Below are 20,729 nucleotides of genomic sequence, written 5' to 3'. Positions count from 1 at the left end.
AGTAATAAAATATGTATTAAAGAGTTAATCACATTATATTTATTTGCGATTATTCTAAAATATAAAATATAAACAAAAATTTAAAACAAAAGAGGAATCAAATTATGGTTAAATATGATTTATTAGTAGTAGGATTCGGTAAAGCCGGAAAAACTTTAGCAGCAACTTTCGCTAAAGAAGGGAAAAAAGTAGCAGTAGTTGAAGAAAGTAGTGCAATGTACGGTGGTACTTGTATCAATATCGGATGTATTCCAACTAAAACTTTAATCGTAGCTGCTGACAACAAAAAAGACTATACAGAAGCTAAAGCTACAAGAGATGCTGTTGTATCTAAACTTAACGCTAAAAACTTCGCTATGTTAGATAGCAGCCCTAACATCGATGTATACACTGCTCACGCTAAATTCGTTTCTAACAAAGTAGTAGAAATTTCTGCTAACGGAGAAACTAAACAACTTGAAGGTGAAATCGTAGTAATTAACACTGGAGCTAAAAACAACGTGTTACCAATTCCAGGATTAACAACATCTAAAAATGTTTACGATAGCACAGAATTACAACAATTAGAAAAAGCTCCTAAAACTCTAGGAATCATCGGTGGAGGTAACATCGGATTAGAATTCGCAAACCTATACGCTCGTCTTGGAGTTAAAGTTACAGTTATCGACTTCGCTCCTGGAATCTTAGGAAGAGAAGATAAAGACATCGCTGAACTTGCTCAAGGATACCTAGAAGAAGCAGGAATCGAGTTCAAATTAGGAACTGCAACAAAAGAAATCCGCAACAACGGAGAACTTGTAGTTGTTGATACAGAAAAATATGGTGAGTTAGAATTCGAAGCAGTATTACACGCAACTGGACGTCGTGCTAACACTGAAGGATTAGGATTAGAAAACACTGACATCGAATTACGTCCAAACGGAACTATCGTTGTTGATGAATTCTGTCAAACAGCTGTAGAAAATGTATTTGCAGTTGGTGATGTTAACGGTGGATTACAATTCACTTACGTATCATTAGACGACTTTAGAGTAGTTAACGGATACTTACACGGTAACAAAGAATACACAACTGCTGACCGTAAAAACGTACCTTACTCAACATTCATCTCTCCAGCATTATCTCACGTTGGATTACACAAAGAAGAAGCTGAAGCAGCTTACTCTAACGTTGCAGTAGCATCTCTACCAGTTGCTAATATGCCAAGAGGAGCTGTTAACCAAGATCCACGTGGATTATTCCGTGTAACTGTAGACAAAGATACTAACTTAATTCTTGGAGCTACACTATTCGGTAAAAACTCAGAAGAAATTATCAACTTAATTAAAATGGCAATTGATAACAAAATTCCATACACTTACATCAGAGATCAAATCTTTACTCACCCAACAATGGCTGAGAACTTAAATGATTTATTCAAATTAATCTAATAACTATAAAAAGCTTAAAATCTCAATAATAATTTGAGGCTTTAAGCTTTTTTTATACTAGAAGTACCTCGAAAAGTGTGATTTTAAAGAAATCGATTTTATCGAATCTCTTCCGTAATGTTTATTAGTTATCTAAGAGTCATTATAAAGATAATTTAAATATGAACAATCCATTTCTCCTATTACGTCTCATATAAACTTTTTTAAAAATTAGAGCTTTTTAATTAGTACCATTTTAATTTATTAAAAGGAATATGTCTTTTAGCCCTTTACAAGGTATAATTTTTCTTGTATAATGAACACATGTCTTTTTAAAAAATACAATGAAAAGGAGATAAGACAATGAGTTATTATAAAAGAATTCCATTAATAGTAAAACTTATTATAGCTGTTACTTTAGGGATAGTTTTAGGAAGTACTCTATCTACATCAATCATTAGAGTATTCGTTACTTTCTCATCAATTTTCAGCTCATTCTTAGGATTCACAATCCCACTTATTATCGTAGGATTTATCGTACCAGGTATCAGCCAAGTATCTAACAACGCTGGGAAATTACTTGGACTTTCAACAGGAGTTGCATATATTTCTACTATTATCGCAGGAACATTTGCATTCTTAACAGCACAAGCAGTATTACCGAATATCTTAGCTAATGCTACATTACAATCATTCAAAAACCCAGAGGATTTATTATTAAAACCTTTCATCGAGTTTAAAATGAATCCGATTTTTGATGTTACTACTGCTCTTATCATCTCATTCATCTTAGGAATTGGGATTTCAGCAACACAATCAGAAGGATTAAAACAAGGATTTGCAGACTTCGGAGAAATTATAGAAAAATTACTTGCTTCTGTAATTATCCCACTTCTTCCATTCTACATTCTAGGTGTATTCATGAATATTACAGCTTCTGGTGAAGTATTCAAAATCTTAAAAATCTTCGCTATGGTATTTGTAATTATCATTATTATGCACATCGCGATTATTATTATCCAATACACAGTAGCTGGATCAGTCAATGGTAAAAATCCATTTAAGATGCTTGTAAATATCCTACCTGCATACATGACTGCAATCGGTACTCAATCATCAGCTGCTACAATTCCTGTAACACTTAAGAGTACTAAAAATATGGGTGTTGATAAAAATATCGCAAACTTTACTATTCCATTATTTGCGACTATCCACTTATCAGGAAGTACTATTACTTTAACTACATGTGCATCTGCAGTATTCTGGTTACAAAACGGTGCTGCATTCCCATCAGCTGCAGTAATGATTAAATTCATCTTACTACTTGGTGTAACAATGGTAGCTGCACCGGGAGTTCCTGGTGGAGGAGTTATGGCCGCTCTTGGATTATTACAATCAGTTCTTGGATTCAACGAGATCATGTTATCTCTAATGATTGCATTATACATCACTCAAGATAGCTTTGGTACTGCATGTAACATCTCTGGAGACGGAGCTTTATCAGCAATCGTTGATAAATTAAATAAACTTTTCTTTAAAGAAGATTTGAATCAAAAAGTATAAGAAACTATCCCACAGACGCAAGTTTGTGGGATTTTTCATGACTGAAAAACTGTTGGTTGAAGACGTCTCGCACCACAATCAAAAGAACAAGTGGCAATAAAATTTAGTTTATCAAAAAAGCAGCTCTTTGAACTTAATCTCCGAGCCACTTTCATTATTCTATTTAAGTTTATATCTTAGTTTCACCGGATTATGATCACTATATCTATACTCTTGATTTAGCGTTTCTACTCCAAGTACCTCAATATTATCACTAGCAATATAACCATCGATAATAAAACCATATGTTCCTTCACTATCTCTCACATAAGGTTTATTATTAAGTCTTGCAGAATTTTTACTCTCATCATACACTAACTTAAAGCCACTCGGTAATAAACTCTTATCAAAATTTTCAGCACGCCAAAGCTCTTTTGGCACAGTATTAATTTCATCTTTTGTTAAAGTTTTTAACGACTGATTGAAATCTGCTCCAACTAACACATAATTACCTTTTTTATACTCATAATCAATAAATTCAAGAAGTTGTTTTGTCTGAGCAATTTTTCCAGAATTTCCCTTATCATAAGCATCAAGATGAGCGTTAATTAATATTAAATATTTATCACTATTTTCAATTTTCGTATAAACAACAGAAAATCCACGTTTTAAATTCGCTAATCTCTCAGGAAAACTAAATGGAATTGCCATTTGAAATCTTCTCGCGTTCTCTATTTTAAAATTAGTCGCAGTATATATACCACTTTTCACCTTCCCTAGTGGTGGCAATGGATATGGTATATATCTAACCTTGAAATTATACGCTAAAATACTATTTAAACCCAATTTTTCATCAAAAGCTGTAACCTGATTAATATTATAACTACGCTTCGAATCTTCATCAATTTCTTGAATAAAGTTAACATTCGCATTCTCATTTTTAACTATTTCTGTAATGTTTTTCAAATTGTCTTCAACATGGTTTTTATCTAATGGTAGTACCATTTTTCCACCATCCATGAAAAAATCTTCATCTTTATCAAGGCCAGCATATCCTATATTCCAGTTAAGAGCACTATATTCTGTCCCTAACTTTGCGTTTTCTGAAACACCCTGTTTAGTAACCGGCAAACTCTCAACACCATTTGGACTATATTCAGTAGCCATCAAGTATCCAACTAATCCTAAAAAGCCTAATACCCCTACTAACAACAAACTCACTATAAATTTTAATATTTTTTTCATCATCAACCTCATAAAAAAGGAGCCTCGACAAAATCACAGTTTTCGAGTCACTCCTTAATACTTTACATTGTAATCTATTAATTTTTCTTATTATCTGGTAATTGTGACACGATAATCCCTACAAAAACAATAAGCATACCTATTCCTTCTCGTAAACCTATATGTTCACCAAGAATAAGTACTCCACCTATTGCAGCTACAACAGACTCTAAACTTAATATTAAAGATGCTGTATGCGGTGGAACATTTTTTTGACCAACGATTTGTAAAGTATATCCTACTCCACTAGAAAGTACCCCTATCGCAAGTAATGGCCAAATTACACTCATAATATCTGCAAAAACTATCGTTTCCTTAAATACTGCAAGAACTAAGCTCAACACAGATACAACAACTAATTGGACAATTGATAAAAACATAGAATTAACCCTAACAGCAGAATAATCAATAACAATAATATGAATACCAAATAAAATAGCACTAACTAAAACTATAATATCTCCCATCTCCAAGGCAAACTCTTCTTTTACTGATAAGAAATAAAAACCAATTACCGATAAAATTAACCCTATTATAAAGAATTTATTAAGCTTATTTCCTAAGAAAACACCGATAAACGGAACTATACATATATATAAAACTGTTATAAATCCAGCCTTCCCTGCCGTTGTCATACCGATTCCAATTTGCGAAATATACATTGCAAAAAATAGTACAATCCCACAGATTCCACCTAATAACCAACTTTGCTTTTTCGTCGTTGGCTCAGCTAACATTTTCGGATCTTGACTCTTATATAAACTAGGAACTAACACCGCAACAGCTCCAAGAAAAACAACTGCTATTATTGATCTTATTCCTACCACTGTTAGTGGTCCTAATACCTTACTCGCTATATTTTGCCAAATAAAAGCCAGACCCCAAATAATCGTTACGATTATCAATAATAATTCTGAAATAAATTTTCTCATTAATACACCTTTCCTATACTTATTTTATGAATATCAAAATTCTAAAAGTATTTACTATTCTAGCAATAAATACATTACACTTTTATAATTTTATATGTTATTTACAAAAATTTCAACTATTATCTATCGCGTATGACAACTAATAGAATTCCAAACATTTTTAAATATTTACAAGAAAATACTAATATCTTAAAAAAAGACATAGACGACCGTAGTCATCTATGTCGTATATTATTTTTATTATTTAGCACCTTCGTTAGAAGTTAACTCAATATCATAAAGTTTGAATTGGTTTTTCTTAACTTTAGCTAAATCGTATGCTTTAACACGTTTGTTGAAGAATGAAAGGCTAGTATCCCAGCTTAATGGGAAGAATGGTAATTCTTCAGCTACTTCTCCATCAAATTTGTTGTAAGCTGCTTTTAATTTAGCATCATCAAACATATCGTCAGTTGCTTGAGCTTTAAAGCTGTTTTCAAATGCTTCAGTAGTGTAGCGGTATAAGTTTAATGGAGCTTTTTTACCTAGTAACTCTTGACGGTTAGGGTTTGTTCCATATTTCCATGCACCTTGGAAGATATCGATTGATGGATCATCCGCTTGTACACGTTGAGAGAAGTCTTTTGGAGACATAAGTTTTCCATCTACTAATTTAACATCTAATCCTACTTCTTTCCAAGATTTTAAGAATACATCTGCTAATGCTTGGTCATATTCTGCTCCTGTGTTACGGATAGCGAAGTTGAATGAAAGTTTGTTTCCGTTTTTGTCCTCACGTAGTCCGTCACCATCTTTATCTTTGTATCCAGCGTCATCTAATAATTTTTTAGCTTTTTCTACATCTTTTTTAGCTGCAGTTGCATTTTCGTTTACTAATTTACCTACAGCTGCTGGGTACATACCAGATCCAGTTGGAGTGAAACGTAATCCTTTGAAGATTTTTTCATTGATTTGGTCACGGTCAACTGCATATAGGAATGCTTGACGTAAGTTTTTGTCAGCAAGTTTAGAGTTAGGATCAACTACGTTTTCACCTTTAGCTTTGTCGAATTTACCTAGTTTGAATCCAACATATGACATGTAGCGAGAAGTTTCTCCTAAGAATGTTCCGTTCTTGATGTCTTTAGCTCCTTCATAGACACTTGGAGTAACATCTTCAATCATGTCTACTTCTCCATTTTTGATTACTTGGCTAGCTTGAGCTGGAGCTACTGTTTTGAACTCGATTTTTTTAAGTTTCATTTTATCTTTGTTGTAGTAGTGAGGGTTTTGTTCTGCAAGAACACTTTCTCCGTTTACTACTTTAGTGATGTGGTAAGGACCATATGATAATGGTTTTTTATTTAAGTCTGCTTCAGCAAATTTAGTGAAGTCTTTAGATGCTTCTTCAACTTGTTTTGCATTTAAGAATTCACCAACAAAACCTTCACCCCATAACAATGATGGACGTACTTGAGTATATTTAATTACTACAGTTTTATCGTCCTTAACTTGTAAACCAGAGATCGTTTTTGCTGTTCCTGCGTGGTACTCTTTCATACCTTCAACAAACTCAAACGCAGCGTTATAACGAGTATTTGTAGTGAATTTAGGGTTACCCATAAGCTCATAAGTAGCCACGATATCTTTTGTTGTTAAAGCTTCACCGTTACTCCATTTTACTCCATCATGAATAGTTAAAGTAACTTCTTTTTTCTCACGATCTAAGTGGAATTTAACTGCAGCGTTTGCATCATCTTGAACAACACGCCCTTCTTCATCAGTAGGGAATGTTCCACCCATTACAGCTAAGTTCACGAATTGATCTTCTGCCTTATCTGAAAATACTGGGTTAAAAAGACCTGTTAGTGGCTGTGGAGATAGAATACCATATTTTAATGTTGCTCCATCTACAGCACTTCCTCCGTTATCAAAACTTGATTTAAATTCAACTTTTGGCTTAGGAGCGTTTTTGTTTCCAGTATTATTGCTAGCACTTGAACATCCAGCTAAAATAACTGAAAGTGCCATCGCCGAACTAAATACTTTTAAAAACTTATTCTTTTTCATTTTATTTCCTCCATAATATATAAAAACTTATTTTCAATTATTTATGAAATTATTCTAACATCATTTTAATAATAAGTCAAGCGAATTTTCAGAAAATAATATAAAAATAACAAAATTCTCTTTTTAAATTTCTGTTTGTTAGTTTAAAAATATAAATTTAATATCAACCAATTATCTTGTTTATTATTATTTATTAAAGAATCCATTATCTTGTTTACATATACAACAAGGATATTCTATGTATATAATATATTGTTCTTCAAAATTGTATTTTATTAAAATAGTATATTTATTTTTATATAAAAAAGAATGACCCGAAAATCGTGATTTCATAGAAATCAATTTTATCAAGTCATCCCCTGCAAGGTTTATTAGATATTCAAAATACTTCTATTAAGAAGAATTTAAATATCAATAAACCACTGCGTCTATTATTTCTCATATAAATTTTTATAGTTTAGGGCTTTTAGACAGCCCCTTTAAACTTAATATAAAATTTTAAAATTACCCTTTAGCACTATCATTAGAAGTAAGTTCTAACTCATATAGTCTTTGTTCACCGAAAGCGTATTTCTTAACATCGAAGTTTTTAATACGTTTATTTATCCAAGTAATGTCTGTACTCCAACTAAATGGTAACCATGCCGCTTCTTCAGCATAATCTTTATCAAATTTTTTGTATGCTTCTTTTCGCTTAGCATCATCTAGCATTTCTTTTGAATTGATTGTTTCTAAATCTTTTTTAAGTACATCACTCATATATCTTTGATAATTAACTTTAGCTTTATCACTTAATAAACGTGCTGGATTCGGATTAGTTCCTAAGCTCCATGCCCCTTGGAATAGGTCAATAGATGGATCATCACTTGTTACTCGTTGTGTCCAATCTTTCGATGACATTAGTTTTCCGTCAGATAGTTTTACATCTAATCCTACTTCTTTCCATGATTTTATAAATGCATCAGCAAGAGTTTGGTCATAGTCCTGACCTGTATTACGAATTGCAAAGTTAAACGTTAGTTTTTTACCATCTTTATCTTCTCTCAATCCATCTCCATCAACATCTTTAAGCCCTGCTTCATCAAGAAGTTTTTTCGCTTTTTCTACATCTTTTTTAAATTTGAATCCATCTTTATCGTAATAATCTTCTGAACGCGTCGGATAAATTCCTGAGTTTGTAGGTGTGAATCGAAGCCCTTTGTAGATTTTTTCATTTAATTGATCCCAATCTACCGCATAACCAAATGCTTGACGTACACGTTTATCAGCTGCTTTTGCATTTGGATTTACCTTAACTTCATTTTTATCTTTATCCCATACACCTAGTTTAAATCCTACGTATGAAATATAAAAATCTGGTTGTCCTAGTAACGTCCCATTTGAATAATCCTTTACCGCACTCCATACATTCGGCGTTACTTGTGACATATAGTCAATCTCACCATTTTTTATTACAGAGCTCGCTTGAGCTGGTGCTACTACTTTATATTGGATTTCTTTTACTTTTACAGCATCTTTTTTATAGAAATATGGATTTTGTTTGGCAAGTACACTCTCACCATTTACTACTTTGTCTAAATAGTATGGTCCATATGATAATGGCTTAGTATTTAATTCCGCTTCTACAAATTTGCTGAAGTCTTTTGACGCTGCAGCTACTTGATCTTTATTAAGGAATGTTGTTATAAATCCACTACCCCAAAGAAGAGCCGGCTTTACATCTTTATATTGAATTACAACTGTTTTATCGTCTTTTTTAGTAATACCTGAGATTTTTTCAGTTTTACCTTCGTGGTAATCTTTTAGACCTTCTATCGTTTCAAATTCACTCTTATAACGAATATTATCTTTATACTTAGGGTTAGCCATAAGCTCATATGTTGCTATAATATCTTCTGCAACTACATCTTGATTATTACTCCATTTTAAATCTTTACGGATTGTAAGTGTCACTTGTTTTTTATCTTTATCTAAATGAAACTTAACCGGTGCATCTTCATCATCTTCTTTTAATTTATATGAATGGTCAAAGGCAAATGTATGCGCCATTGTGTCTTCCATTACTGCATTATCTGTTGCTTGTAAGTGAAACACTGGGTTAAACATACCTGTTAATGGATCCGCACTTAAAATACCAATTTTCAATATAGAACCACTTACTGCGCTTCCACCATTTTCAACCGATGTTTTAAATTCTACCGCTGGTTTACTTTCTTTTGATGATTTTGATGATGTTGAACATCCTGCCAAAATAATTGATAGTGCCATCGCTGAACTGAATACTTTTAAAAATTTATTTTTCTTCATCTTTTCCTCCAATATAACATTAAATTACTAATAATTAATAAAAAATTTAAGACGAGGTATCTTTACCACATTAAAGCACGATACTTCACCTTAGTACTATGTAAAATTGTAGCTCTACATATTTCATTAATGATGCAGGAATGACTCAAAATTCATGATTTAAAAGAAACAAGATTTTTTAGAGTCATCAAAGTTTATTTTGTACCTAAAGAACTTTTATAAATCAAATTTAGATATCAATACATTATTCCTATGAGTTTCATATAATCTCTTTTAAAATTTAAAGCCTTGGGTCATCCCCTCTTAATAAAATCTTCTTTTAAAAAGTAAAAAGCTATAATTATTTTCTAAATTAATATTCTAATAAACTCAAACAATATATTCACCTTTTCAAAAGGAGAAAGGACTGAAATCAAAACCTTTAATAAAGTTCTAATTTTTCGTCCCCTCCAAAATTAATTGAAAATAAAATGAAATATAAGTTTATTAGGGAGAATTCAACTAAGTACCCTTAGCTAAATCTCATACCTAAACTAGATTAGTTTTTCGCTGGTGCATCTGCAGTTAATTCTAATTTATAGATTGTTTGTTCACCAGTTTTTAGTTTCGCTAAATCGAATGTTTTAACACGTTTGTTAACCCATGTCATAGATTGTTGCCAGCTGAATGGTAACCATGCAGCTTCTTCTCTGAATTGTTTATCGAATTTTTGATATGCTTCTTTAAGTTTAGCATCATCAAACATGTCGCTACTTCCCATTGCAGTTAATGACTTATCTAATTCTTCAGTTGTGTGGCGTTGATAATTAAGTGGTGTTGTTTTACTTACTAATCCACCTGGGTTTGGATCACTTCCTAATCCCCAAGCTCCTTGGAAGATATCGATCGCTGGATCATCACCTTGAACACGTTGTGACCAATCTTTAGGTGCCATAAGTTTACCATCTACAAGTTTAACATCTAATCCTACTTCTTTCCAAGATTTAATGAATGTATCTGCTAATGTTTGGTCGAAGTCTTGTCCTGTATTACGGATAGCAAAGTTAAATGTAAGTTTGTTACCATTTTTATCTTCTCTTAAACCGTCTCCATCTTTATCTTTAAGACCAGCTTCATCAAGAAGTTTTTTCGCTTTTTCTACATTCTTAGCATATTTTTCACCTTCAGGATTGTAGAACATTTTAACACTTGGTGGATAGAATCCAGAACCAGTTGGTGTGAAACGTAATCCTTTGTAAACTTTTTCGTTGATTTGATCCCAATCTACCGCATAACCGAATGCTTGACGTACACGTTTATCTGCAGCTTTTGCATTTGGATTTACTTCTACTTCACCTTTTTCTTTGTTGAACTTACCTAGTTTGAATCCTACATATGAAATATAGCTGTCAGATTCTCCTAAGATTGCTCCGTTTTTCGCATCTTTAGTAGCATCCCAGATACCTGTAGTTAAACGGTCCATTAAGTCTACATCGCCGTTTTTAAGAACTGCACTTGCTTGAGCCGGCGATACAACTTTGAACTGAATTTCTGGAATTTTTACATCAGCTTTTTTGTAGAAATGAGGGTTAGCTTTCGCTAATACACTTTCCCCGTTTACTACTTTGTCTAAGTAATATGGTCCATAAGATAATGGTTTTTTATTTAAGTCTGCTTCAGCAAATTTAGTGAAGTCTTTTGATGCAGCATCTACTTGGGCTTTGTTTAAGAATTCTCCAATGAATCCATTACCCCATAATAATGCTGGTTTGATTTCTGTATACTTAAGTACTACAGTCTTGTCATCTTTTTTAACTACACCAGAGATATTTTTTGCTTTTCCATCGTGATAGTCCTTCATACCTTCAATTACTTCGTATTCATCACTGTAACGAACGTTTTCAGTATATTTAGGATTCCCCATTAACTCATATGTTGCAACGATATCATCTGCCTTAACATCTTCTCCATTGCTCCATTTAAGATCTTTGTGAATAGTTAATGTAACTTCCTTTTTCTCACGATCTACGTGGAACATGACCGGTGCTTCTTTATCATCTTGTTTTAGGCGGTTTGCATCATCAAGTGGGAAAGCCCCATTCATTGTATACTTCATTACATCATTATCTGTTGCCTGTAAAGCGAACACTGGGTTAAACATCCCCGTTAATGGATCTGCAGAAGCGATACCGATTCTTAATTGTTGACCACTAAGTGCATTCCCACCATTGTCTACAGCTGTCTTGAATTCTACAGCAGCTTTTGTTCCTTTATTTGTGTTACTTGCGCTTGAGCATCCTGCAAGTAACATTGTGAGAGCCATAGCTGAACTAACTACCTTTAACATTTTTTTCTTTTCCATTATCTTATCCTCCATGCTGTATTAAATACAGCCTTTCTTAAATATTATTTTTTTTAGCAATTATATCAAAAAAAAATATTTAAGTCAAGTAATTGTCAGAAAATTTTACAGTATTTTTTTACTTATTAGATTTTTTAAAAATTGATACCTTTTAATCACTAGAAATAATTATTATTTTCAGCATTACTACCATACTTCAACATATATCCTCTATTGTATCTTCTTAGGTTTAGAATACAAACTTTTATTAAGTACTAACACTCTTTTGGACATACTACTGTAACAATTACCTTAAAACAGTTATTACAAAATCATAGCTACTCCGTATTATAAAGTAAATAAAGAAGCCATGTAGAAAATTCTACATGACTTTTTAATATTATAATCTTTGTCTAGCATCTAAACTACGTCTCAATGCACCACCGATAGAGTTAATACATAAAACTATAATTAAGATAGAAAGGGCTGCTGGTAACCAAATATACATTTTGTTAATAAGTACGTCTGCATCTTTTGCGTAAGATAACATAGTACCAATACTTGGTGTCCCTGCCGGAAGACCGAATCCAAGATATGTTAAACCTACCTCAATACCCATATTAGCTGCTAATGATAATGTAGCTTCTACGATAATGATAGAACTAATATTTGGTAAGATTCCTTGTAACATGATTTTCCAATCAGGTGTTCCCATAGTTTTTGAAGCTAATACATAATCACGACGTGATTCTGATAAAGCCTTACTACGTACTAAACGAGTTGAGCTCATCCATGCGAATGCTGATAAAATCAAGATAAATAGTACTAGACCGTAATCACGTTTGATACTTACGAATACGATGATTACCATAAGTGTTGGAATAATTACCATAAAGTCTACAAAACGCATTACTACATTATCAACACTTCCTCCGTAGTACGCAATAACTAAACCTACAGCAGTACCAAATCCGATAGTTAATACTGTTACCGCTACTGCGATAAGAATCGAGTTAAGCATACCCATCATAAGCCATCCAAATACTGAATGTCCTCCTACGTCTGTACCTAATAAGAATCCATCCTCACCAGGTTTTAAGAAAATATTTAATAAATCTACATCAAAATAAGTACTGTATACTCCACTTACACGAATGTAAATATTGAAAAGTACTACGAATACTAAAATAGCACTTAACGTAACTAATGCTGCAAAGGCACCTTTGTCTTTTTTAAACTCACGAGCTACAACTGAAAACCCAGAAGGAGTCTTAGTTATAACTTTTTCTTCTTTTGCTTTTGTCATTATTCAACTTCCTCCTAGTCTAATTTAATACGTGGGTCAACAATTGCCATGATAATATCACTTAAAGTACTACCAAGTAGTGTTAAGAATCCAGAGAATAACATTAATGTTGTTACAACACTATAATCTCTATCTTGAATACTTTGATAGAACAATTGTCCCATTCCAGGGTAACCAAAAATTGTTTCTACGAAGATACCACCACTAAATAATCCAGTAATAGAAAATCCGAAGAATGCTGCAATTGGTAAAATAGAGTTTCTGAAGATATGTCCAGAGTAAACTTTTTTAACTGGCACACCTTTAGAACGAGCTGTTTTTACATAATCACTTTGTTTTGCATCAATAACTTCATTACGTAAATATTGAACAGTTGATACTGTTGATAATAATGCTAAACAGATACCCGGTAAAACTAAGTGTTGCAGTTTATTGATATAGTATGAGAATGTCCCTGGATCAAGGTTAACATCTACAGATCCACTTGTTGGGAACCATCCTAATCCAAAACCGAATAACGCAATCATAAATAAATATAATACGAATGATGGTATCGCTAGGAAGAAGAAGTTATAAAAGTTTACGAATTTATCGAATTTAGAACCGTTATAACGCCCTGCATACATCCCCATAGGAATAGCGATTGAATACATTAATAATGCCGTAAATAAAGACAGGTTAAATGTATTGAAAATTCTTTCTCCTAAAAGTGTACCAACCGATTTACCAGTAGTATAACTTAGTCCAAAATCTCCATGCATGAAGTTTTTTAGCCAAGTTAGGTATTGTTGATACCAAGGCTCATAGAATCCACTAGCTTGTCGAATAGCTTCAATTTGTTCTTGAGAGATCTTTGGATTTTCTGCAAGACCACTAAATGGATCCCCAGGCATAAGCTTAGCAAGCCCAAACACTAATATACTAAGGATGAATAATTGTGGTATCATTACTAAAACACGTTTTAAAACTACTTTCCACATTACACTTCTCCTCCTTTCATCGCTACATAGTGTGTATCTGTTAATTTTTTAAGTGGATATACTCTTCCATCTTTGTCGAAATAATCATTATAATGTTTTTGATATTCTTCTTCAACAGCTTGTCTAATTTCTTTTACTTCTTTAGCTTTATCTAAGTTTGTACTTGGGATAGCCGCAATAAGACGTTTTGTGTAAATATGTTGTGGATTATTATAAATGTCCTCACGAGTTCCACGTTCTACTATACGACCACGGTACATGATATAAATATAATCACACATATGTTTAACAACACCTAGGTCGTGAGAAATAAATAGATAACTTATATTAAAGTCTCTTTGAATTTTTTTCATAAAGTTTAATACCTGTGCTTGAACTGAAAGGTCAAGTGCAGATACCGGTTCATCGGCTACTATTAAACGAGGATTACATGCAATTGCACGAGCAACCCCTATACGTTGACGTTGTCCACCTGAAAATTCAAATGGATATTTGTACAGTGCCTCTTCTCCCATACCAACTATATTAAGAAGTTCTAAGACTCTATTTTTAGTTTCTTCTTCAGATAAGTTATCAAAGTTATTAATTGGTTCTGCAATAATATCTATAATACGTTTCTTAGGATTTAAACTAGACATTGCATCTTGGAAAATCATTTGAACATCGCGATTATATTTAATTTTACTACGAGATGCTTTTTTAGTAACATCTTCATTTTTATAAATAATTTGTCCATCTGTTGCTTTTTCTAAACCTAGAACCACTTTACCAACTGTAGTCTTTCCACTACCACTTTCTCCAATTAGTCCATAAGTTTTTCCAGCCTCTATCTCAAGATCAACACCATCTACTGCATAAACATGATCTTTAATCGTATTGAAAAATCCACCACGAATAGGATAATGTACTTTTAGATTTTCAACTTTAAGCATTGTTTTCCTCCCTTTCAAATTCAAAGTTTTTATAACATGTGCAACGTACATGATGTCCTTCTTCTACTTCATGTAGCGTTGGATTGTGTTCGTGTTCTTCTTCTTTCACCCAAGGAATACGATTAGCAAAACGGCATCCTTGTCTATCTAGAGTTTTTAAAGAAGGCACCATACCTTGAATAACATAAAGTTCGTCTCCTACTTCCTCATCATCAATTTGAGGAATACTACGTAATAAACTACGAGTATATGGGTGTTTTGGATTTTTAAATATTTGTTCAGCAGTTCCAATTTCTACTACTTCTCCTGCATATAATACAGCTACTCTATCAGCCATTTCAGCAACAACCCCAAGATCGTGAGTAATTAAAATAATTCCTGCGTGCATTTCATCCTGAAGCCCTTTAACAAGGTCTAAGATTTGTGCTTGAATAGTAACATCTAGTGCTGTCGTTGGCTCATCTGCGATAAGAACACTTGGTTTACAGCTCATCGCCATAGCTATCATTACACGTTGACGCATACCACCTGATAATTCATGTGGATACTGTTTTGCACAACGCTCTGGGTTTGGAATACCAACCTGTGTTAATAATTCGATAACACGTTTTTGTCTTTCTTCCGCACTTAACTCCGTGTGATAAATTAATGCTTCTTCAATTTGTTTTCCAATTCTGTGTAATGGATTTAATGAAGAAAGAGGATCTTGGAAAATCATTCCAATATCTTTTGTTCTAATTTTATTCATTTCATCTTCTGTTAGGTCTAACAAATTCTTTCCATTGAAGATAATCTCTCCCGTAGATTTCGTTAAATTCTCATTATGAAGACGCATAATAGTAGTTGCTAACGTAGACTTACCACAACCACTCTCACCAACGATGGCTAATACTTCGTTTCTATATAGGTCCAAACTAACTTTATCAACAGCATTAAAGTAATCATCTTTAATTCTAAATGCTGTCTCTAGATTTTTAATCTCTAATAGTTTTTCCATTCACCTATCTCCTTCCAATAACTTTCATATAAAAATAAATACAAATTCAAAATTTAATTTCTTGTGTTTAATATTGTTCTATAAATTATAACTTTTTTAAAAGCTAATAATTTTTAAAAAATGCATAATACTATATTATAAAATTTTTCGAAAAAAAGCAATAAAAAAGAAAAAATTCATAGTAAAAAAACTAGAATTTTCTGACTATTTACAGAGGATGCCTTCATCCTCGTATATAAAACATACCATTAATATTCAAAACATCTACAAATTAATCGCTAGCTATACTAGAGAATATCGACATACACGTTATCCTGCACATCGATATTCTTCTAAATTTCTATAATTTTTGTTGGGATCACTGGATCAGTGTCCATTATAACTATTTTATTATTACAATCTATAGTCTTATCCGCCTCTAAAACACAATCTATATCCTTGTGTTTAAGCGTCATATCCGCTGCCATGCGGGCAAGTTCTTTAGTATTATTTTGTTCACTTAAGTGAGCTAAGAAGACATTTTTTGTATTATCTCCTACTATTTTCGTTAAATAATTCGCAGAGTCCGTATTCGACAAGTGCCCCATATCTGATAGTATACGTTGTTTAGTTGACCATGGATACGGTCCACTTAGCAGAACATTTTCCTCATGATTACTCTCATAAACAATCGTATGAGAGTCCTTCACATAATCTATCATCTTATCAGATACATATCCCGTATCTGTAAGGATACTTACTCTTTTCCCTTCACATTCGAAAGTGTAAAATTGCGGATTAATTGCATCATGACTGACACCAAAACTATTAACAACTACATCACCAAAAATTTTACTTTCCTCTTTTTCAAAATGATACTTAAGATCCGAGCTAATTTCACCACATTTCGTCATATTTTGCCAAGTAAGCTTATTAGCATACACAGGTATATTATATTTTCTAGCTAAAACTCCTACTCCTTTAATATGATCTATGTGCTCATGAGTTACAAAAATTGCGTTAATGTCTTTAATATCTCGCTCAATCTGAGCTAAGTTCTCTATTACTTTTTTCCCAGTTAGACCAGCATCTACTAAGCATTTAAAATCATTATGCTCTATATAGATACTATTTCCACTACTACTGCTGGCTAATACCGATAATTTCAAATTGCACCTCCACATCGAACTATGTACTGCTATATTATATCACTTTTTCAAAAAATTTTTAAGATAAAAATGGGAATGACTCAAAAATCATGATTTCGTAGAAATCAATTTTGTCGAGTCACCCCCACTCCGTTTATTAGATATCTAAAAAGCGAGTCAAGATATTAATAAACCATTGTATCTATAAATTTCTATATAAATTTTTTTGTAATTTAGTATTCTTAAACAGTACTATTTTTAAAAATTTTTATCTATTATTCTTTTGCTGATAAAGCTGCCATAGTAATGTAGTTATATGGCTTGTTAAAGTGTGGCAAGAAGAAAATATCTGTAAGAGCAAGCTTTTCGATAGTTACTTTCTCTTGGATAGCTAATGAGAATAAGTGAATTCCCATTGAAATATCTTCTTTAGATGCAATTTGTGCTCCTAAAATTACACGACTATCTTTATCGTATACTATTTTGATTTTTACTTCATGGTTATCATGTTCAATAAATTCTGGTTTTTGTAAGTCTGTGTATTCTGTTACAGCTGCATTATAACCAAATCGTTTTGCCTTTTCTAATGTTAAACCAGTAGATACCATTTTCAGATCATAGATACAAATACCATTTGAACCTTGAACACCTGCTGATTCAACTACATCTCCATCACCTCCAGCATTTAGAGCTGCAACTAATCCAGTACGAACTGCGTTAGATGCTAAGGCAATGTAGTTAGTATCTCCAACTGCGTTATCATATACAGTTGCACAATCTCCAATAGCGTACACGTCTTTTATGCTTGTTTCTTGTTTTTTATTAACTAAGAATGCACCATTACGGAATAATTCAATTTTCCCATCACCTAGTGCAGTATTTGGACGGAAACCTACAGCTAATACAACCATATCTACATCGAATGTTTCTTTATCTGTAATTAATCTTTCAACTTTTCCGTCACCTTCAATAGCTTCTACCTTTTGTCCAAACGCTAATTTAATACCATGTTCTTCTAGATTTTTCTTCATTAAATCTGAAAACTCAGGATCATAATATCCAGCAAGACATGTATCTACTATATCTACTACAGTTACTTCTTTTCCTAAACGTTCAAATGCTTCTGCAAGTTCTACACCAATATATCCTGCACCTACCACTGCTACACGTTTGATATCTGGATCAGCATTAAGTTTATTAATTACCTCTTCAGAGTTTTGGTATAACTTAACAAATTGCAAATTCTCTAATGTAGCTTTAAACTCTCTATTCCCTGGCACAATTTCTGCTCCTTTAATTGGAGGTAAGATAGGTGTCGATCCAGTCGCAAATATTAGTTTATCGTAACTTTCAACGTGTTTTGTTTTCCCATCTAATAGTACGTGTACTTCTTTTTTGTCATAGTCAATAGATTCAACAGGAGAGTTCATATATACTTTTGCTCCTGCTTCTTCTAAAGATTCTTTACTAGCATAAAACAATCCTTCTGGACCTGAAATTTGCTTTCCAATCCATAGAGCCATTCCGCATCCTAAAAATGAAATATTTGAGTTTTGGTCAAAAACTACCACTTCATTTTTATCACCATACGTTGCTAAAATTTTGTTAACACATGCTGTTCCTGCATGGTTTACTCCAACTACTACAATTTTACTCATTTGTTCATACCTCTTTTCTTTATTCTATGATAATAATTATCACTATCAATATTTTACAATAAAAAATACGAAATATCAATAAATATATCATCTAAATAGTAATAAATTTAACCCATTTAATCTGTTATAAAAATTACAATATCGCTGTTCTAACAAGAAAAAACAATCAAATCTTTATTTTCTAGATGAGTATTTTTGAAAATATATATTGTATTATACTTGATGAAAAATCTGTTATAACAGTATAGATTTCATCCAAGAAACTGCACCCTATTATAGAATTATCATTATCCAACAAGAATTTTCTTATAATTTTCCGAAAATTTTTAAAATAACTATTGATTTTCCGAATAATAGTGTGTATAATAAAACCAACAAAAATGATTAGGAGGAACTACAAATGAAACAAACAACAACTTTAAAATCTTGGCAAAACTGGCGTAGATAATGTTGTGTGTATGTTTTTGTGACGTAGACACAACTTTAGTGTACTCTAAAAAGTGTCTATGTCGGCTGTAGAAAAATCGTTTTAAAATCGTAAAAAAGGCCGTGTGGATTTATTCTATACGGTCTTTCCTTTTTAGAGTAACACAAGTGTATTTATTTTAAAATCTTATTAAAAACTCGAAAGGAAATAAACAATTATGACAAACTTAGAAAATAACTTAAACAACTTAAAAGGATACTTTGGAGAATTTGGAGGAAGCTTCGTACCTGAAGTTGTACAAAAAGCTCTTGATGAACTTGAGGCAGCTTATGATAAATACAAAGATGATGAAGAATTTTTAGCAGAATATACTCACTACTTAAAAGATTACTCAGGACGTGAAACTCCATTATACTATGCTGAAAGTTTAACAAATCACCTTGGAGGAGCAAAAATCTACCTTAAACGTGAAGATTTAAATCACCTTGGAGCACACAAACTTAACAATGTTATTGGGCAAATTTTACTTGCAAAACGTATGGGTAAAAAGAAAGTCATCGCTGAAACTGGAGCAGGTCAACACGGTGTAGCTACGGCTGCTGCCGCTGCAAAGTTCGGTATGGAATGTGAAATCTACATGGGAGCTCTTGATGTAGAAAGACAAAGATTAAATGTATTTAGAATGGAAATGCTAGGAGCAAAAGTTCACGCAGCTCAAGAAGGAGAAAAAACTCTTAAAGAAGCTGTTGATGCTGCATTCAAAGCATGGATTGAAAACATCGACGATACTTTCTATGTACTAGGATCTGCAGTTGGTCCTCACCCATATCCTACTATCGTAAAAGATTTCCAAAAAGTTATTAGTAAAGAAGCAAAACGTCAAATCCTAGAAAAAGAAGGACGTCTTCCTGACTTAGTAGTAGCTTGTGTAGGCGGTGGATCTAATGCAATCGGTGCTTTCGCTGAGTTCATCCCTCACGAAGAAGTAGCATTACTAGGAGTTGAGGCAGCTGGTCGTGGTCTTGATACAGATCGCCATGCAGCAACACTTACTCTTGGTACTGTTGGTGTTGTTGACGGTATGAAGACTTACGCATTATTCAACGAAGATGGTTCAGTAAAACCTGTTTACTCAATCTCTCCAGGATTAGACTACCCAGGTATTGGACCTGAACACTCATTCCTAAAAGATGCAAAACGCGCTGAATACGTAAGTGCAACTGACGATGAAGCTGTTGATGCTTTACTTCTATTAACTAGAACAGAAGGAATTATCCCAGCAATCGAAAGCTCACACGCTCTTGCAGAAGTGATCAAACGCGCTCCAAAACTAGATAAAGATAAAGTAATTATCGTTAACGTATCTGGACGTGGAGACAAAGACGTAGCCGCAATTGCAGACTACTTAGAAAATAGAAATAAATAAGATAAAAACATCGCATACTAGGTTTTCTAATAT

At 32.8% G+C, this 20,729-nt stretch carries 14 protein-coding genes; 3 read left to right on the top strand and 11 right to left on the bottom strand.

Annotation, left to right across the window (positions count from 1 at the left end):
* Positions 1–104 precede the first annotated feature (104 nt).
* Positions 105–1,430 carry an FAD-containing oxidoreductase gene (locus tag RWL85_RS02720; RefSeq protein ID WP_314084668.1) on the top strand — a complete coding sequence of 442 codons (1,326 nt, stop codon included), beginning with the start codon at positions 105–107 and terminating at the stop codon, positions 1,428–1,430.
* 342 nt (positions 1,431–1,772) lie between these two features.
* A complete protein-coding gene (locus tag RWL85_RS02715; protein ID WP_314084665.1) occupies positions 1,773–2,972 on the top strand; it encodes a dicarboxylate/amino acid:cation symporter in 1,200 nt (399 codons plus the stop codon).
* Positions 2,973–3,131: 159 nt separating this feature from the next.
* On the opposite strand, the gene RWL85_RS02710 is transcribed toward RWL85_RS02715, so the two are convergent.
* The 11 genes from RWL85_RS02710 to nox all read right to left on the bottom strand — a co-directional run bounded on the left by RWL85_RS02710 (position 3,132) and on the right by nox (position 18,843).
* On the bottom strand, positions 3,132–4,196 hold the full coding sequence (locus RWL85_RS02710) for an endonuclease (RefSeq protein WP_314084662.1): 1,065 nt from the start codon (positions 4,194–4,196) through the stop codon (positions 3,132–3,134).
* A 77-nt stretch (positions 4,197–4,273) separates the two neighbouring features.
* Positions 4,274–5,167, bottom strand: coding sequence for a DMT family transporter (locus RWL85_RS02705; RefSeq protein WP_314084658.1), 894 nt, complete (start codon positions 5,165–5,167; stop codon positions 4,274–4,276).
* 240 nt (positions 5,168–5,407) lie between these two features.
* On the bottom strand, positions 5,408–7,216 hold the full coding sequence (locus RWL85_RS02700) for an ABC transporter substrate-binding protein (protein ID WP_314084655.1): 1,809 nt from the start codon (positions 7,214–7,216) through the stop codon (positions 5,408–5,410).
* Between the two features lie 504 nt (positions 7,217–7,720).
* Positions 7,721–9,523 carry an ABC transporter substrate-binding protein gene (locus RWL85_RS02695; protein WP_314084652.1) on the bottom strand — a complete coding sequence of 601 codons (1,803 nt, stop codon included), beginning with the start codon at positions 9,521–9,523 and terminating at the stop codon, positions 7,721–7,723.
* 538 nt (positions 9,524–10,061) lie between these two features.
* Positions 10,062–11,864: an ABC transporter substrate-binding protein gene (locus tag RWL85_RS02690; RefSeq protein ID WP_314084650.1), complete on the bottom strand. Its 1,803-nt coding sequence runs from the start codon at positions 11,862–11,864 to the stop codon at positions 10,062–10,064.
* A 379-nt stretch (positions 11,865–12,243) separates the two neighbouring features.
* Positions 12,244–13,149 carry an ABC transporter permease gene (locus RWL85_RS02685; RefSeq protein WP_314084647.1) on the bottom strand — a complete coding sequence of 302 codons (906 nt, stop codon included), beginning with the start codon at positions 13,147–13,149 and terminating at the stop codon, positions 12,244–12,246.
* A gap of 14 nt (positions 13,150–13,163) precedes the next feature.
* Positions 13,164–14,129: an oligopeptide ABC transporter permease gene (opp4B, locus tag RWL85_RS02680; RefSeq protein ID WP_314084645.1), complete on the bottom strand. Its 966-nt coding sequence runs from the start codon at positions 14,127–14,129 to the stop codon at positions 13,164–13,166.
* The gene (locus tag RWL85_RS02675) at positions 14,129–15,061 is read right to left on the bottom strand and encodes an ATP-binding cassette domain-containing protein (protein ID WP_314084643.1); all 933 of its coding nucleotides are present in this window, start codon (positions 15,059–15,061) and stop codon (positions 14,129–14,131) included. Before RWL85_RS02675 ends, opp4B begins: the two co-directional genes overlap by 1 nt.
* Complete coding sequence (locus RWL85_RS02670) at positions 15,054–16,058, bottom strand: ABC transporter ATP-binding protein (protein WP_314084641.1); 1,005 nt, start codon at positions 16,056–16,058, stop codon at positions 15,054–15,056. Before RWL85_RS02670 ends, RWL85_RS02675 begins: the two co-directional genes overlap by 8 nt.
* 332 nt (positions 16,059–16,390) lie before the next feature.
* A complete protein-coding gene (locus RWL85_RS02665; RefSeq protein WP_314084638.1) occupies positions 16,391–17,206 on the bottom strand; it encodes an MBL fold metallo-hydrolase in 816 nt (271 codons plus the stop codon).
* Positions 17,207–17,460: 254 nt separating this feature from the next.
* Positions 17,461–18,843: a H2O-forming NADH oxidase gene (gene nox / locus RWL85_RS02660; RefSeq protein ID WP_314084635.1), complete on the bottom strand. Its 1,383-nt coding sequence runs from the start codon at positions 18,841–18,843 to the stop codon at positions 17,461–17,463.
* 644 nt (positions 18,844–19,487) lie between these two features.
* Here nox and trpB point away from each other — a divergent pair.
* Complete coding sequence (gene trpB / locus RWL85_RS02655) at positions 19,488–20,696, top strand: tryptophan synthase subunit beta (RefSeq protein WP_314084632.1); 1,209 nt, start codon at positions 19,488–19,490, stop codon at positions 20,694–20,696.
* Positions 20,697–20,729: the final 33 nt, after the last annotated feature.

This window comes from uncultured Gemella sp. (assembly GCF_963515875.1).
Classification (GTDB): Bacteria; Bacillota; Bacilli; order Staphylococcales; family Gemellaceae; genus Gemella.
The sequence above is the reverse complement of the archived record's forward strand: the minus strand, read 5'-3'. Positions and strand labels throughout refer to the sequence as shown.